Raw genomic sequence first — 16,493 nt, forward strand, 5'->3', positions numbered from 1 at the left:
GCGCGCGGAGCGCGACGCTGATGCCCACCCCGATGCGCCGCCGCTTGCGCATGGCGCGCCGTGGCTTCGGCTACACGGTGGCGATCGTGCTCGTGCTGGTGGCGTTGCTGCTGGGCGCAGCGAGCCAGGTGCTGCCGATGGCGGAAAGCCATCCCGAACGCATCGCCGCCTGGCTGAGCCAACGCGCCGGGCGTCCGGTAGCGTTCGACCGGGTCGAAACCGCATGGACGCGCCGCGGCCCGTTGTTGAAGCTGGACAATCTGCGCATCGGTGAAGGTGCGCGCGCGTTCACCGTCGGCGATACCGAGATGCTGGTGTCGGTGTACGCGGGCCTGCTGCCCGGGCATGCCTTCTCCGAGCTGCGCCTGCGTGGCCTCGATTTGACTCTGGAGCGCGCCGCCGACGGCCGCTGGCAGGTGCGCGGTTTGCCGGGACAGCAGCAGGCCGGCAGCGATCCGTTCTCCGCGCTGGAAGGGCTCGGCGAGTTGCAGGTGATCGGCGGCAAGCTGGCCGTGCACGCACCTTCGCTCGGCATCGATGCGCGCATTCCCAAGATCAATCTGCGCTTGCGCGTCGACGGCAATCGCGTGCGCGCCGGCGTGCGCGCGTGGCCGCACCTCGATGCGACGCCGCTGGACGCGGTGATCGACTTCGATCGCAAGAAGGGCGACGGCCGCGCCTATGCCGGCGCCAAGCGCGCCGATCTGGCGGCGTGGTCGCCGCTGCTGCAGGCGCAGGGCATCGCGGTCGAAAGCGGCGTCGGCCGTGCCGAAGCCTGGGGCGAACTGCGCGGCAATCGCGTGGCCGCGATCACCGTGGACGCGATGCTCGACAACGTCGCGCTGCGCGGCAAACCCATCGAGGCCGGCGCGCCGTCGCCGCGCAGCCGCTTCGATCACGTCGAAGCCCAAGCCGGCTACCGGCTCATCCGTGGCGGTTGGCGTGTCGACGCGCCGCGCTTGCGCATCGGCCGCGGCGACGACGCACAGAAGTTGGACGGCCTGCTCATAGCCGGCGGCGAGAGCTACGCCGTGCAGGCGCAACAGGTCGATGCCGGCCCGCTGTTCGCGGCGCTGGCGCTGAGCGACCGGCTGTCGCCGGGCCTGCGACGCTGGCTGCAGGCATCGCGCCCCAAGGCTGTGCTGCGCGACGTGGAAATCGCCGGCCGCCGCAGCGGTCCGTTGCGAGCGCATGCGGCGGTCAGTGAACTGGGTTTCGATGCCGTCGGCAAATCGCCCGGTGTGCATAACCTGGCGGGCACGATCGACGGCGACGGCAACGGCTTCACCCTGCAATTCGATCCGCAGGCCGAAGTGGCCTTCGACTGGCCCTGGGGCTTCGGTGTCGTGCATCGCATGAAGCTGCGTGGCGAAGCCGCAGGCTGGCGCGAAGGCGCCGGCTGGCGAGTGGGCACGACCGGCCTGCACATCGACGCACGCACGGAATTCGGCAATTACGGCGCGCATGCGCGCGGCGGCCTGTGGTGGCAGGGCGATGGCACACGCCCGTGGATCGACATCGCCGCCGACATCGACGACACCCCGGTGCCGGTCGCCAAGAGCTTCTGGCTGCGCAAGGACATGTCGCCGACGACGGTGCACTGGCTCGACACCGCGCTCGTCGGCGGCACCGTGACCGGCGGCCGTGCGGTGGTCTCGGGCGATCTCGACGACTGGCCGTTCCGCAACAACACCGGCCTGTTCGAAGCGACCGGCCACATCCGCGACGGCACGGTCCGTTTCAATGAAGGCTGGCCGGCTGCGCAGGGCGTGGAGGCGGAAACGCGCTTCACCGGTATCGGCTTCGACGTGGACGGCAGCGGCCGTCTCGGCGACGTCGCGATCCGCAAGCTCTATGCAGGCATCGATGACTACCGCGGCGGCGCGCTTACCGTGAAGGCGCAGGGCGATGGCGATGCCTCGCAATTGCTCGCGGTGCTCAAGCACAGTCCGCTGCAGAAGGAGCACGCCGACACCATCGACAACGTGCGCGCCAGCGGCCCGGCCGAAGTCGGATTCGGCCTGACGCTGCCGTTGCAGCACGGCAAGCCGATGCGCATCGACGGCACGGTCGCGTTGAAGAACGCCAAGCTCGCCGATCCGCGCTGGAAGCTCGCCTTCGACCAGGTCAGCGGCAACGCCGTGTATTCGAACAATGGTTTCGGTGCCGAGAATCTCGCCGTGCGCAACGAAGGCGAGCCTGGCCGCCTGTCGCTGCGTGCCGGTAGCGACTATGTGCGCGATCAGCGCCATGTCTTCGAAGCCGGACTCGATGCGAGTCTGGGCGCGGTTGAGCTGATCGACCGTGCGCAGGAGATGAGCTGGCTGAAGCCCTATCTGTCCGGGCGTTCGAACTGGACCGTGGGCATCGCGATTCCCAAGGCCGCACCGGGCAAGACCGCACCGACGCTGCTGCAGCTGCAGTCGAATCTGGTCGGCACCGCGCTGACCCTGCCGGCACCGATGCGCAAGCCGGCGACGACGCCGCTGGCGACGTCGATCGAAACGGCGCTGCCGCTGGGTAGCGGCGACATCCTGGTCGGGTTCGGCAACGTCATGGCGATCCGTGCCCGCAGCAACAAGGGCCAGACCGGCGTGCGCGTCGCGTTGGGCGCCAACCGCGTCGACGAGGTCCCGCCGGCGTCAGGTCTGATCGCAACCGGTAAAGCCGAGACGCTCGATGCCATCGACTGGATAGCATTCACGCGCGGCGGCGCGGGCGGCGCTTCGCTGCCGCTGCAACGCATCGACGTGACCGCGCATCGCCTGCAATTGCTGGGCGGCACCTTCCCGGACACGCATGTGATCGTCGCACCGGCGCCGCGCGGCGCGATCGCGGTGCAGGCCGACGGTGCCACCCTGGAAGGTGCATTGCTGATTCCGGCGAACGAAAGCGAAGCGATCGCGGGCCGCCTGCAGCGCGTCTACTGGCGCGGCGCCGCGGCGCCGCCGGCATCGACGAACGCGGGCAATTCCGCAACGACCGCCTCGCACAGCGCGGCGGCCACGACGGGTACCACGCCCGCGACCGGCGACGACATCAACCCCGCCAAGATCCCCGCGCTCACGATCGATATCGACGATCTGCATCTGAGCGACGCCAAGCTCGGCAACGCCCGCGTGCGCACCCATCCCACCGCGGCGGGCATGCGCATCGAGCAGGTGCAGACGCGCGCGCCCAAGCACCGCATCGACCTGAGCGGCGATTGGAACGGCCAAGGCACGACCGCGAGCACGCACCTGAAGCTCGACATCGGCAGCGACGACTTCGGTGCGCTGCTGGCCGGTTTCGGCCTGGGCAATCGCCTCGGCGGCGGCGAGGGCACGGTGAAGTTCGACGCCGGTTGGCCGGGCAGTCCGGTCGGGTTCCGCCTGGATCGCCTCGAAGGCAGCCTGCAGCTGGACGCGCGCGAAGGACGCTTGCTCGAAATCGAGCCGGGCGCCGGCCGCGTGCTGGGCCTGCTAAGCCTGGCTCAGTTGCCCAAGCGCCTGACCCTGGACTTCCGCGACTTCTTCTCCAAGGGCTTCGCGTTCAACGAAATGAAGGGCACGGTGCACTTCGCCAATGCCCAGGCGCGCAGCGACAAGCTGGTGATCGACGGCCCCGCGGCCACGATCGACATCCGCGGCACTGCCAATCTGCAGGCGCAGAGCTACGACCAGACCATCGAGGTGCGGCCCAAGGCCGGCAACCTGCTCACCGCGATCGGCGCCGTGGCGGGCGGGCCGGTGGGCGCCGCCATCGGTGCGGCCGCCAATGTCGTGCTGAACAAGCCCCTGGGCTCGCTGGCGGCGAAGACCTATCGGGTCACCGGGCCGTGGAAGGAGCCCAAGGTCGAAGTGATTACGCGCGAACAAAGCCGCGCCGGGACGGCCCCCGTCGTCCCCCAGACCTGATCGGGTCAGGCGATCGCGGGTTGGGTTCCGGCCCGCGCACCTCCATGATGTCCGAGTGGCCTACGGCCGCCGCAGCTGCCCGCGCGCCTTCACGCGCGCTCTCCAGTCTCCCCAACATGGTTTCCTGATGACCCTGCCCATCCAGCTCGCCGAATCCCGTCTCCTGCTGCCTGCCGGCCTCGATACCGGCGGACTCGAACGCGCGTTCGGCACGCTGCTGGGGCCGGGGATCGATTTCGGCGATCTGTATTTCCAGCACGCGCGCCGCGAGAGCTGGACGGTCGAGGACGGGATCGTCAAGGAAGGCGCGCATTCGATCGAGCAGGGCGTGGGCGTGCGCGCGATCAGCGGCGAGAAGACCGGCTTCGCCTATTCCGACGAGATCAACACGGCGGCCTTGCTGGAGGCGTCGAAATCGGCGCGCGCCATCGCGCGCGATGGCTCGACCCACAATGCGCGCGCCTTGGCACGCGGCAATGGCCGCGCGCTGTACACCAGCGACGACCCGATCGATTCGCTCGGCAACGAAGAGAAGGTCGAAGCGCTGCGCCGCATCGACCGCTACGTGCGCGCCGCGGACCCGCGTGTGCAGCAGGTGGTGGTGAGCCTGTCGGGCGGCGTCGACACGGTCCTGGTCGCGCGCAGCGACGGTGTGCTCGCGGCCGACGTGCGTCCGCTGGTGCGCTTCAACGTGCAGGTGATCGTCGAACACAACGGCCGCCGCGAGAGCGGCTATGCCGGCGGCGGTGGCCGCTATTCGTACGCCGAACTGCTGGGCGGCGGCCGGCCCGAGGCGCTGGCGAAGGAAGCCCTGCGCCAGGCGCTGGTGAATCTCGACGCCATCGACGCGCCTGCCGGCGTGATGCCAGTGGTGTTGGGCTCCGGCTGGCCCGGTGTGCTGTTGCACGAAGCCGTAGGCCACGGCCTGGAAGGCGACTTCAACCGCAAGGGCACCTCGACCTACGCCGGCCGCATCGGCCAGCGCGTGGCTTCGCCCGGCGTCACCATCGTCGACGACGGCACGCTGCCGGGCCGTCGCGGTTCGCTCAACGTCGACGACGAAGGCACGCCGACCAATTGCACGACGCTGATCGAGGACGGCGTGCTCGTCGGCTACATGCAGGACACGCTCAACGCGCGCCTGATGGGCATGGCGCCGACCGGCAACGGCCGCCGCGAATCCTTCGCGCATCTGCCGATGCCGCGCATGACCAACACCTACATGCTCGCCGGCACGCACGATCCGGAAGAGATGATCCGCTCGGTCAAGAAGGGCCTGTACGCGGTGAACTTCGGCGGCGGCCAGGTCGACATCACCTCCGGCAAGTACGTGTTCTCCGCGACCGAGGCCTACCTGATCGAAGACGGCAAGATCACCGCGCCGGTAAAGGGCGCCACGCTGATCGGCAACGGCCCGGAAACCATGCAGCGGGTGAAGATGATCGGCCACGACCTCGCGTTGGACGAAGGCGTCGGCGTGTGCGGCAAGGATGGGCAGAGCGTCCCGGTGGGCGTGGGCCAGCCGTCGTTGCTGATCGAAGCGCTGACGGTGGGCGGCACGCAGGCTGCGTGACGCTCATGTTTGCGCAGTTATTCGGTTTCGTCGTCCAAGGGCTCGTCGCCCGCGTCGGCATCCGCAGCATCGCCCAGCAGCACAGTCCGCAGTTCGCGATACAACTCGCGGAACGCCCGCGGCGGTTTGTTGCGCTTGCGCTCTTCCAGCGCATTGCGCGTCAGTTGCCGCAGCAACTGGCGGTCGGCGGACGGGTACTCGTCCAGCAACTGCGCCAGCGCCGCATCGCCCTCGGCGAGCAGCTTGTCGCGCCAGGTTTCCACGCGGTGCATCGCCGCAACCTCGCGGCGGGCGGCTTCGCCCTTTTCATCCAGCGCGTCGCGGATCGCCTCCAGCACCTCGTCGTCCTCGCGGCGCATCTGCTTGGCCAGGTACTGAAGCTGGCGCTTGTGCGCGATCTGCTGGGTGATGCGCTTGCATTCGCGGATGTGCGGCAGCAGCGACTCGGGAACCGGCAGCTTCGCCAGCTGGGCCTCGGTCAGCGATACCAGTTTCTCGCCCAGCGCCAGTACTTCCAGCGCGTCGCGCCGATTCTGGCTGCGGCTGGGGCTCAAAAATTCGCCGGTTTCGTCGTCACGACCACGCATCGCGCATCACTCATGTTGTAGTGCCTGCGGTTGCAGCACTCATTCAATATTGCACGCCGGGCATCCGGCTCCTGCGAAAAGGATAAATCATTGAACGCCATCCTCCCGGCCGCCCCCGCCCAAGACGACAGCCAGACCCGCCTGGACCGGCTCGCCGACATCGCCCAGCGCCTGCTCGACCGCTGCCGTGAGCGCGGGGCAAGCCAGGCCGAGGTGTCGTGCTCGGAGGAGACCGGGCTCAGCGTCAATGTGCGCATGGGCGAGGTGGAGACGGTCGAAGCCACGCGCGATCGCGGTATCGCGGTCACCGTCTTCTTCGGCAAGCGCAAGGGCAGCGCGAGCACGGCGGACCTGCAGGACGCCAGCCTCGATGCCACCGTCGAGCAGGCCTGCGCGATCGCGCGCCACACCGAGGACGACGAAGCCGCGGGGCTCGCCGACCGCGAGCTGATGGCCACGCAGCTGCGCGAATTCGACGGCTGGCATCCCTGGGCGATCGAAGCGGATCAGGCCGTCGATCTGGCCCTGGCCTGCGAAGCGGCGGGGCGCGCGCTCGACAAGCGCATCGAGAACTCAGACGGCGCCTCGCTGGGCAGCGGCAGCAGCCTGAGCGTCTACGCCAACTCGCACGGCTTCCTGGGCCGCGAGCGCAGCACCAACCACAGCATCGGTTGCGCACTGATCGCAGGCCGTGGCGATGCCATGCAGCGCGACGGCTGGTACAGCTACGCGCTCGCCGCCGAAGACCTGGAATCGGCCGCGGCCATCGGTCGCCGGGCCGCGGAGCGCGCGGTGTCGCGTCTGTCGCCGCGGCAGGTCCCTACCGGCGAGTATCCGGTGCTGTTCGCCGCGGAAGTCGCGCGTTCGCTGATCGGCCACCTGATCGGCGCGGTCTCCGGCGGCGCGCTGTACCGCAAGGCCAGTTTCCTGGTCGGCAGCGTGGGCACCCGGCTGTTTCCGGAGTGGTTCGCCATCGACGAACGCCCGTTCCTGCCGCGCGGGCTGCGCTCCTCCGCCTTCGACGCCGAAGGCGTGGCGACGCGCGAAACCTCGCTGGTGCGCGCCGGCATCCTCGAACGCTACGTGCTGGGCAGCTACTCCGCGCGCAAGCTGGGCCTGGCGACCACCGCCAACGCCGGCGGCGTGCACAACCTGCAGGTCGCCGCGAATGCCGGGTCGCTGGACGCGATGGTGAAGGATATGGGACGCGGCCTGCTCGTCACCGAGCTGATGGGGCAGGGTGTCAATACCGTGACAGGCGATTATTCGCGCGGTGCCGCGGGCTTCTGGGTCGAGAACGGGGCGCTGGCCTATCCCGTCGACGGCATCACCATCGCCGGCAATCTGCGCGGGATGTTCAATGCCATCGAAGCGGTCGGCACCGACGTCGATCCGCGCTCGCATATCCGCACCGGTTCGATCCTGGTCGGGCGCATGACGGTGGCCGGCGAAAGCTGATCGCCGGCGCTCGCCGGTTCCCTCGGCCTTCCCTTGACAGGGCCCTGACGGGCGCGGGACAGTGCGGGACCATCCGTCCGCCGCACTGCTTAGGGGAAAAGCAAATGAACGAACCCGCGTCGTCCGATGACAAGACCTTGGCGATGATCACTCATCTGTCCGGGATCTTTCTCGGCTTCATCATGCCGCTGATCGTCTGGCTGATTCACAAGGACAAGGAAGACAAGGCCTATCTGGTCGAACAGTCGAAGGAAGCGCTGAACTTCCAGATCACCGTGGCCATCGCGATGATCGTTTCCTGGTTACTGATCTTCGTCCTGATCGGCTTCCTGCTTCTGCCGGCCGTCTGTCTGGCGAACCTGATCCTGTGCATCGTTGCCGCGGTCAAGACCAGCGAAAACGAAACGTATCGCTATCCCCTTACGTGGCGCCTGATCAGCTGATCCCGACGAAGTGTCGCGGCTGCGGCCGCGACTGCGGGATACGAAAACGCCGGCATCTTGCCGGCGTTTTTCGTTGCCGAGTTGGGCGAACTCAGCGATCGCGTTCGATCGCCACGCGTCCCAGCGCGGCCAATGCATCCGCGCGCGCGCCGAAGGGCGCCAGCGCATTGCGCATCGTGTCGGCCAGCTCGGCCAGACGCGCACGCGAGGCATCCAATCCGATCAGCGCGGGGAAGGTCGCCTTGTCCTGAGCCACGTCCTTGCCGGCGGTCTTGCCCAGCGTCGCGCTGTCGCTCTCCACGTCGAGGATGTCGTCGCGCACCTGGAAGGCCAGGCCGAGCGCAGTGGCGAAGCGGTCGAGCCGTTCCAAGTCCTCGCCGCCGAAGCCGCCGCACAGCGCGCCCATGCGCACCGCCGCGCGGATCAGCGCACCGGTCTTGAGCGCGTGCAGGCGTTCGAGCTGCTCGACCGTCAGCCGGGTGCCGGTAGCGTCGATGTCCAATGCCTGCCCGCCGCACATGCCCGCCACGCCCGCGGCCTGGGCGAGGGTGCGCAGCAGTTCGACGCGGATCGCATCGGCGACCGGCGTCTGCACCAGCACTTCGAACGCGAGCGACTGCAATGCGTCGCCGGCCAGGATGGCCGTGGCCTCGTCGAAGACGACATGCACGGTCGGCTGCCCGCGGCGCAACGAGTCGTCGTCCATGGCGGGCAGATCGTCGTGCACCAGCGAATAGGCGTGGATCAGTTCCACCGCCGCCGCGGGCGCATCGAGCGCGGTTTCGCTCGCGCCCGCCAGCGCGCCGCTGGCGTACACCAGCAGAGGACGCATGCGCTTGCCGCCCAGCAGCACGGCGCGCTGCATGGCGGCGTGCAGACGCTGCGGCGAGGCGTCGGTGGCGGGCAGGGCGCGGGTCAGCGCGGCATCGACGCGGACGCGCCAATGCGAGAAAAGCGAATCAGGCATCGGGCGAAGCGAAAGGTTCGCCGCCGGCGGGGTCCTGCGGATCGCTGAGCAGGCGCACGCGCAGCTCGGCCTGTTCCAGCGCGGTCTGGCACTTGCGATAGAGGCCGACGCCGCGCTCGTAGGCGGCCAGCGACTCCTCCAGGCTCATGTCGCCGCGTTCCATCTGTTCGACCAGGTGCTCGAGCGCGTCCAGCGACTGCTCGAAATCGGCGACCGGCGAAGCGGCGGGTGTGTCGTTGTCGGGGGTGCGGGCGGCCATGGCGAAAGTTTGAGGGCGGGGTGCAGGACGGTCAATCGTGCGGACCGGTGGCATCGATCGGAATCTGCCGCCAGTCGAGCCGGGCGCCGCGTTCGCGCAGCCAGGCATCGAAGCGGGCGGAATAGGCGATGTCGGCGGCCGCCAGCAGTTCGTCGGCAGTGCACAGCAGCGGCAGCCGTTCGCGCACCCAGGGCGGAACGCCCAGGTCCTGCAGGACGTGCTTGAGCGTGTGCGAATGCGCGCGGCCGGGCAGGGTCATGCGCTCGCCGCCCTGGCGTGCCTGGACCGTAAGCGGTGCATCGAACGCATCGGTGCCGCGCAGCGCCAGCGTCGAACCGTCGGGCAAGGCCAGCGGCACCGCGCCGTCCCATGCCTGCCGCCATGAGGATGGCAATACGGGCCGCACCCGCGCGGCATGCAGGAGATCGCGCCAGGCGCGGATCTGCGCGTCCTGCCATTGAAAGCAAGGTTCGGCATCGGCACGGGCCGGCAGCAGGTCGGCCTCGATGCGGGCCACGCCTTCGGCCGGCAGCGGCGGCAGGCCGAGCGCCTCGATCCAGCGGCGCAGCACGCGTGCGCGTCGCGCTGCGGGCAGGACGAGCAGCGCGTCGCGCGAGAGGACCTGCGGATCGGCGGTGCGAGACGATGCGAGGCCGCGCGCATCTTCGGCGTCGAGCAGCTCGTCCGCTTGCGCGCACAGTGCGGCCGAAGCGGCAAGCGCATCTGCGGCGTGCGGCCAGCGTTCGCGCAGCAGCGGCACTACGCGGTTGCGCAGGAAGTTGCGGTCGAAGCGGTCGTCGGCGTTGCTCGGGTCTTCGACCCAGGACAAGTGCTGCGTTTGTGCGTAGGCCTGCAGTTGCGCACGGGCGCAGTCGAGCAGAGGACGCCACACCCAGCCGATTCCGAAGCGCTGCACGGGCCGGATGCTGCCGAGCCCGTCGACGCCGGAACCGCGCAGCGCCCGCAACAGGAAGGTCTCGGCCTGATCGTCGCGATGATGCGCGAGCGCCAGCACTTCCCCGTCCTCGAGTTCGCCGGCGAACGCGGCGCGGCGCGCCTGCCGTGCCGCCGCTTCCAAGCCCTCGCCTGCGTGCGCGACGTCCACGCGCACGCTTCGCAACGGCACTTGCAACTGCGTGCAGGCGTCTTCGCAGTGCAACTGCCAGGCATCGGCGTCTGCATGTAGGCCGTGGTGCACGTGCAGTGCGCGCAGGCCGCGTTGCCGCACTTCCGGCAGCACCGACAGCGCATGCAGCAGGGCCATCGAATCCAGGCCGCCACTGAGTCCGACCACGAACGCGCCGCCGCTGGGCAAGGTCGAAGCCGAAATGAGCCGGGCCGTGGTCATCGCCGCATCGTAGCGCGGCCGCGCCACCCAGCGCGTGTTGCAGCAAGGCGGCGAAGGGTTGCAGTGACGCATGGCACGACCAGACGCGCCCGGCTTTCGCGACAATCCATCGCAACCCACAAGGAGGATGCAGATGAACTCGATTGGACGCTTCGCTTCGTCGCTGCTGTTGGCGACGCTGTCATTGGCGGTGGTTGCCTCGGCATCCGTGGCCCATGCCGGCGACGTGCCCGCGACCCGCAAGTCCTTCGGCCAGGACGACGCCCGCGCGATCCTCGCGCAGAGCCGCAAGATCCTGTCCCCGCACGGTGTGGAAGAACTGAAGCTGGTGGAGATCGGCGGCATCCGCCAGTGGATCTCCGTGCGCGGCAACGATCGCCGCAACCCGATCCTGCTCTACATCCATGGCGGCCCGGGTTCGGTGGAGATGGTCGAGTCCTACGGCTATCAGCGGCCATGGGAAGACTTCTTCACGGTTGTCCAATGGGACCAGCGCGGCGCGGGCAAGACCTTCGCCGCGAATACGCCGGAGGCGATGGCGCCGCGCATGAGCATCGACGGCATGGTCGCCGACGCCGAAGACATGATCCGCTATCTGATGGCGACCTACGGCAAGCAGAAGATCTTCGTGCTCGGCCACTCCTGGGGCAGCGTCGTCGGCGAAGAGATCGCGCGCCGGCATCCGCAGTGGCTGCACGCGTACCTGGGCGCCGGCCAGATCGCGAACATGCCCGCGAGCGAGGCGATCGGCTACCAGTGGGCGCTGCAGCAGGCGCGCGCGCAAGGCAACCAGGAAGCGATTCGCGAACTGGAAGCGCTGGCGCCGTACCCTGGCCCGGCCGACAAGCTCACCATCGAGCGCATCGGTGCGCAACGCAAATGGACCATGTACTACGGCGGCCTGGCCTGGGGCCGCACCGAGTTCAAGCCCTTCGACGATGCGCGCAAGCTGTCGCCGGACTACAGCAACGCCGAAGTGGCGGCGATCGATCAGGGCAGCCTGTTCTCGCTGCAGCACCTGCTCACGCCGCTGGCTTCGGTCGACTTCAGCCGCAACACGCGTTTCCAGACGCCGGTCTTCATCTTCAACGGCCGCCACGACTACACCACGTCGTCCGAGGTGGCCGCACGCTGGTTCGACACGCTGCAGGCGCCGGTCAAGCAGATGTTCTGGTTCGACGACTCGGCGCACATGATGATGCAGGAGCAGCCGGGGCTGTTCCTGATGCATCTGGTCAACGATGTGCGTCCGCTGGCGGTGCGGGCGGGGGATGCGCCGGAGGCGGAAGTGACGGCGGCGGCGAAGTAATTACGCCGCCTCGTACGCCCCGTAACCGCGCAGGCGCTTGTAGCGGCGGTCGAGCAGATCCGGCACCGGAATCTGCTCGAGCGCGTCGAGCTCGTTGAGCAGCACGGCCTTCAAACGCTTCGCCATCTGCGTGGGATTGCGGTGCGCGCCGCCGATGGGTTCGCGCACGATCTTGTCGATCAGGCCGAGTTCCTTCAGGCGCTTGGCGGTCATGCCCAGTTGTTCGGCGGCGTCCTTCGCCTTCTCCGCGGTCTTCCACAGGATCGAGGCGCAGCCTTCCGGCGTGATCACCGAATAGGTGCCGTATTCGAGCATCAGCGTGCGGTCGCCGACGCCGATCGCGAGCGCGCCGCCGGAACCGCCCTCACCGATCACGGTGCAGATGATCGGCACGCGTAGTTCGGACATCTCCAGCAGGTTGCGGGCGATGGCTTCGGACTGGCCGCGCTCTTCCGCATCGATGCCCGGCCAGGCGCCGGCGGTGTCGATGAAGGTGAGGACCGGGAGGCTGAAACGTTCCGCCAGCTTCATCAGCCGCAGCGCCTTGCGGTAGCCCTCGGGCTTGGGCATGCCGAAGTTGCGCCGGACCTTGGCCTTGGTGTCGCGGCCCTTCTCGTGGCCGATGATCACGACGCTGCGGCCGTCGATGCGGGCCAGGCCGCCGACGATGGCATTGTCGTTGGAGAAGGCGCGATCGCCGGCGAGTTCCTGGAACTCGTCGCAGATCACGCGCACGTAGTCGAGCGTGTAAGGCCGCGCCGGATGGCGCGCCAGCTGCGAGATCTGCCACGGCGTGAGGTCGCGGAAGATATGCGCGGTGCGCTGGCGCAGCTTTTCCTGCAGCGCGTGGATTTCGGCCTCGATGTTGACCGCCGGGCCATGGCTGGCATGGCGCAACTCCTGGATCTTGGCTTCCAGGTCGGCGATGGGTTGTTCGAAGTCGAGGTAGTTCGGGTTCATGCGCTGGCCGGGGCCGGTGAGGGGCGGAAGTGTAGCCGAGGTGAAGCAAAGGGGCCGTACGGGGGTGTTTGGGAAATCATCCCCAAGGCCGCGAAAACGCCAGCTTCACGGTCCTAACGCCCGGCTGCGAGCGCAGCGTCCCCGGCAAGTCCGCATCCACGCGGATCGAATGGCTGCCGTTTAGATCGAGCATCCCCGCCGCGCCGTCGCGCAGCAGGTCCAGCCGCAGCGGCGTCGAACCGGGGCGGTGCTTGGCCAGCAGCGAATCCACGCGCGACCAGGTGCCCGGGACGCGCAGGTCCAGGCGCAGCGACAGCCGTTGCACGTGCTTGGCGCACAGCTGCGAATAGTCCCAGCAGCGCTGCGCTTTCAGGGCGAAGCCGCCGCTGAAGGCGTCCTCGCGCAGGCCGCCCTGCACGATCAGCAAGCGGTCGCGCGCGATCAGCTGCGCGAACTCGTTGTAGGTCTCGGCGAAGAAGGCGCATTCGAGGCGACCGCGGCCGTCTTCGATCTGCACGAACATCTGGCTGTCGCCCTTCTTGCGCAGGCCGACCACTTGGCCGGCGACGACGGTCTCCAGTTCCGGGCGCCAGCCGCTGCGCGCGCTTTCCGGGCGCGAGTCCCAGATCCTTTCCAGGTCGCCCAGGTCGTGACCGACCAGCGCGCGCAACTCTTCGCGATAGGGATCGAAAGGATGGCCGCTGAGGTAGTGGCCGAGGGTTTCGCGTTCGCCGCTGAGCAGCTGCACCAGCGGCCACTCGTCCGTTTCTCTCAGCTCGATGTGCAGCGTCGGCGCGGCCGCCTCCACGCCGCCGAACAAAGACACCTGGCCGGCCTCGCGTTCGCGTGCGAGCTGTTCGGTGGCCTTCAGCACTTCCGGCAATTGCAGCGAGAGACTGGCGCGGTTCTTCCCGAGCGCATCGAGCGCGCCGGCCTGTACCAGGGCTTCGAGCGCGCGCTTGTTGAGCTTGCTGCTGTCGACGCGCTTGCAGAAATCGAGCAGATCGGTGAATTCGCCGGAACGACGTGCTTCCACGATCGCTTCGCAGGCACCGCGACCGACGCCCTTCACCGCGCCGATGCCGTAACGGATGGTGTCTGGAGTCACGGCTTCGAACATGTACGCCGACGCATTCACGTCCGGCGGCAGCACGGTCAGGCCCATGACGCGCGCTTCGTCGAGGAAGCCCACCACCTTGTCGGTGTTGTCCATGTCCGAGGACATCACCGCGGCCATGAACTCGGCCGGGTAGTGCACCTTCAGCCAACCGGTCTGGTAGGCGACCAGCGCGTACGCGGCCGAGTGCGACTTGTTGAAGCCGTACTCGGCGAACTTCTCCATCAGGTCGAAGATCGGGCTCGCCTGCCGGGCCGGAATACCGCGCTGCAGGCAGCCTTCCTCGAACTTGGCGCGCTCCTTCGCCATCTCCTCGGGCTTCTTCTTGCCCATCGCGCGGCGCAGCATGTCGGCGCCGCCGAGCGTATAGCCCGCCAGCACCTGCGCGATCTGCATCACCTGTTCCTGGTACACGATGACGCCGTAGGTAGGCGCCAGCACCGGCTCCAGCGATTCGTGCGGGTAGGTGACTTCGGCGTTGCCGTGCTTGCGATCGACCCAGTCGCGATCCATCCCCGAGCCCAAGGGGCCCGGACGGAACAGCGCGGCGAGCGCGATGATGTCCTCGAAGGTGTCGGGCCGCGCGCGCTTGAGCAGCTCGCGCATGCCGCGGGATTCGAACTGGAACACCGCGACCGTGTCGCCGCGCGCGAACAGCTCGTAGGTCGGCTTGTCGGTCAGCTCCAGCGTGGTGATGTCGAGCGGCTCCAGGCCCTCGCGCTGGCGCCGCACGTTGATCGCCTTCACCGCCCAATCGATGATCGTGAGCGTGCGCAAGCCGAGGAAGTCGAACTTCACCAGACCGACCGCTTCGACGTCGTCCTTGTCGAACTGCGTCACCGGGTTCTTGCCGCGGCCTTCGCCGTCGTGTTCGGCGAACAGCGGGCAGAAGTCGGACAGCGGCGAGGGCGCGATCACCACGCCGCCGGCGTGCTTGCCGGCGTTGCGGGTGAGGTCTTCGAGGCTGCGCGCGAGATCGAGCAGATCGCGCACTTCGTCTTCGGCGTGGTAGCGCTGGATCAGCTCGGCCGAGGCGAGGTTGCTGTCCTTCTTCGCGGCTTCGGATTCGCCCAGGGCATCGTCGAGCGAAATGCCCAGCGTGTTGGGGATCAGCTTGGCGATGCCGTCGACCATGCCATAGGGATGGCCCAGCACGCGGCCGGAGTCGCGCACCACCGCCTTCGCCGCCATGGTGCCGTAGGTGATGATCTGCGAGACGCGGTCGCGGCCGTACTTGCGCGCGACGTAGTCGATCACCTCGTCGCGGCGGTCCATGCAGAAGTCGATGTCGAAGTCGGGCATCGACACGCGTTCGGGATTGAGGAAGCGCTCGAACAGCAGGTCGTACGGCAGCGGATCCAGGTCGGTGATGCCCAGCGCCCACGCCACCAGCGAGCCCGCGCCCGAACCGCGCCCCGGACCCACCGGAATGCCCTGCGCCTTACCCCAGTTGATGAAGTCCGCCACGATCAGGAAGTAACCGGGGAACCCCATCTTGATGATGACGTCCAGTTCGACTTCCAGGCGCGCGTCGTAGTCCTCGCGGGTTTTGCCCGGGGCCACGGGGTTCTTTTCCATGCGCGCGACGAGGCCTTCGCGCGCGGTGTTGCGCAGCCACGATTCGATCGTGTGCTCGCTCGGCACCGGGAAGGCGGGCAGGGCGTATTCGCCCAGTTTCATCGTGACGTTGCAGCGCGTGGCGAGCGCCACCGCATTGTCGATCGCGTCGGGCACGTCGGCGAACAGCTTCGCCATCTCTTCCGACGATTTCAGGAACTGCTCGGCGCTGTACTCGCGCGGACGCTTGGGGTCGTCGAGCACGCGGCCGGAGGCGATGCACACGCGCGCCTCGTGCGCTTCGAAGCCTTCGCTGTCGATGAAGCGCACATCGTTGCTCGCCACCAGCGGAATGCCGCGGCGCGACGAGGCATGCAGGGCGAAGGCGTTGAACGCATCCTCGCCCTCGCGGCCGGAGCGCGTGAGTTCGAGATGGAGGCGGTCGCCGAAGACTTCGCGCCAGTCGGCGAGCGAAGCCTCGGCCAGTTCATGGCGATGGCTCGCGACCAGGTGGCCGGCCAGGCTCTTGCGGCCGGCGAGCGCGAACAGGCCGACGTTTTCCTCGCGCAGCCACTCCGGGCGGATCGCCACGCCGTCGATGCGGTGGCCTTCCATCCAGGCGCGCGTGAGCAGGCGCGACAGGGTGAGGTAACCGGCGCGGTCGCGGCACAGCAGGGTCATGCGCGCCGGCGTCTCGTTGCCGTCGGCCAGGCCGATGTCGGCGCCGATGATCGGCTTGATCCCCGCGCCTTCGGCGGCCTTGTAGAACTTCACCGCCGCGAACAGGTTGTCCAGGTCGGTGATCGCCACCGCTGGCTGCTCCAGCTTCGCGCAGCGCTTGACCAACTCGCCGATGCGGATCGTCGAGTCGGCGAGCGAGTACTCGCTGTGGAGGTGGAGGTGAACGAAGCGGGACATGCGGACCGGGACGGGCTGGTCCCGCAGGTTAGCAGCCGGGACGAAGCCGCACGAGATTGACTTTCGCCCCGCACCAATTCGGAGCAGGGGCGGACCCGGGC

At 68.4% G+C, this 16,493-nt stretch carries 11 protein-coding genes; 5 read left to right on the forward strand and 6 right to left on the reverse strand.

Annotated features, from left to right (window positions below; translation table 11 throughout):
• The first annotated feature begins 20 nt into the window (after positions 1-20).
• Positions 21-3,896, forward strand: coding sequence for a YhdP family protein (locus ACYVJ8_RS02110; protein ID WP_460709242.1), 3,876 nt, complete (start codon positions 21-23; stop codon positions 3,894-3,896).
• Positions 3,897-4,023: 127 nt separating this feature from the next.
• Positions 4,024-5,469, forward strand: coding sequence for a metalloprotease TldD (tldD, locus tag ACYVJ8_RS02115; RefSeq protein WP_460709243.1), 1,446 nt, complete (start codon positions 4,024-4,026; stop codon positions 5,467-5,469).
• A gap of 17 nt (positions 5,470-5,486) precedes the next feature.
• Here the strand turns inward: tldD and yjgA are convergent, their stop codons facing one another.
• Complete coding sequence (gene yjgA, locus ACYVJ8_RS02120; RefSeq protein ID WP_460709244.1) at positions 5,487-6,056, reverse strand: ribosome biogenesis factor YjgA; 570 nt, start codon at positions 6,054-6,056, stop codon at positions 5,487-5,489.
• 90 nt (positions 6,057-6,146) lie between these two features.
• Here yjgA and pmbA point away from each other — a divergent pair, with 90 nt between their 5' ends.
• Entirely contained in the window at positions 6,147-7,514 is a 1,368-nt protein-coding gene (pmbA, locus tag ACYVJ8_RS02125) for a metalloprotease PmbA (RefSeq protein WP_460709245.1), read from the forward strand.
• A 104-nt stretch (positions 7,515-7,618) separates the two neighbouring features.
• The gene (locus ACYVJ8_RS02130; RefSeq protein ID WP_460709246.1) at positions 7,619-7,957 is read left to right on the forward strand and encodes a DUF4870 domain-containing protein; all 339 of its coding nucleotides are present in this window, start codon (positions 7,619-7,621) and stop codon (positions 7,955-7,957) included.
• A gap of 91 nt (positions 7,958-8,048) precedes the next feature.
• Here the strand turns inward: ACYVJ8_RS02130 and ispA are convergent, their stop codons facing one another.
• The 3 genes from ispA to tilS are packed head-to-tail and all read right to left on the reverse strand — an operon-like array spanning position 8,049 to position 10,531.
• Positions 8,049-8,924, reverse strand: coding sequence for a (2E,6E)-farnesyl diphosphate synthase (gene ispA, locus ACYVJ8_RS02135; RefSeq protein ID WP_460709247.1), 876 nt, complete (start codon positions 8,922-8,924; stop codon positions 8,049-8,051).
• The gene (locus tag ACYVJ8_RS02140) at positions 8,917-9,183 is read right to left on the reverse strand and encodes an exodeoxyribonuclease VII small subunit (RefSeq protein WP_460709248.1); all 267 of its coding nucleotides are present in this window, start codon (positions 9,181-9,183) and stop codon (positions 8,917-8,919) included. Before ACYVJ8_RS02140 ends, ispA begins: the two co-directional genes overlap by 8 nt.
• 31 nt (positions 9,184-9,214) lie before the next feature.
• Positions 9,215-10,531, reverse strand: a complete 1,317-nt coding sequence (tilS, locus tag ACYVJ8_RS02145; protein ID WP_460709249.1) for a tRNA lysidine(34) synthetase TilS — start codon at positions 10,529-10,531, stop codon at positions 9,215-9,217.
• 133 nt (positions 10,532-10,664) lie between these two features.
• Here tilS and ACYVJ8_RS02150 point away from each other — a divergent pair, with 133 nt between their 5' ends.
• Positions 10,665-11,840, forward strand: a complete 1,176-nt coding sequence (locus ACYVJ8_RS02150) for an alpha/beta fold hydrolase (protein WP_460709250.1) — start codon at positions 10,665-10,667, stop codon at positions 11,838-11,840.
• On the opposite strand, the gene ACYVJ8_RS02155 is transcribed toward ACYVJ8_RS02150, so the two are convergent.
• Entirely contained in the window at positions 11,841-12,800 is a 960-nt protein-coding gene (locus tag ACYVJ8_RS02155; protein ID WP_460709251.1) for an acetyl-CoA carboxylase carboxyltransferase subunit alpha, read from the reverse strand.
• A 76-nt stretch (positions 12,801-12,876) separates the two neighbouring features.
• Positions 12,877-16,392: a DNA polymerase III subunit alpha gene (dnaE, locus tag ACYVJ8_RS02160; RefSeq protein WP_460709252.1), complete on the reverse strand. Its 3,516-nt coding sequence runs from the start codon at positions 16,390-16,392 to the stop codon at positions 12,877-12,879.
• Positions 16,393-16,493: the final 101 nt, after the last annotated feature.

The organism is Lysobacter terrae (assembly GCF_054782215.1).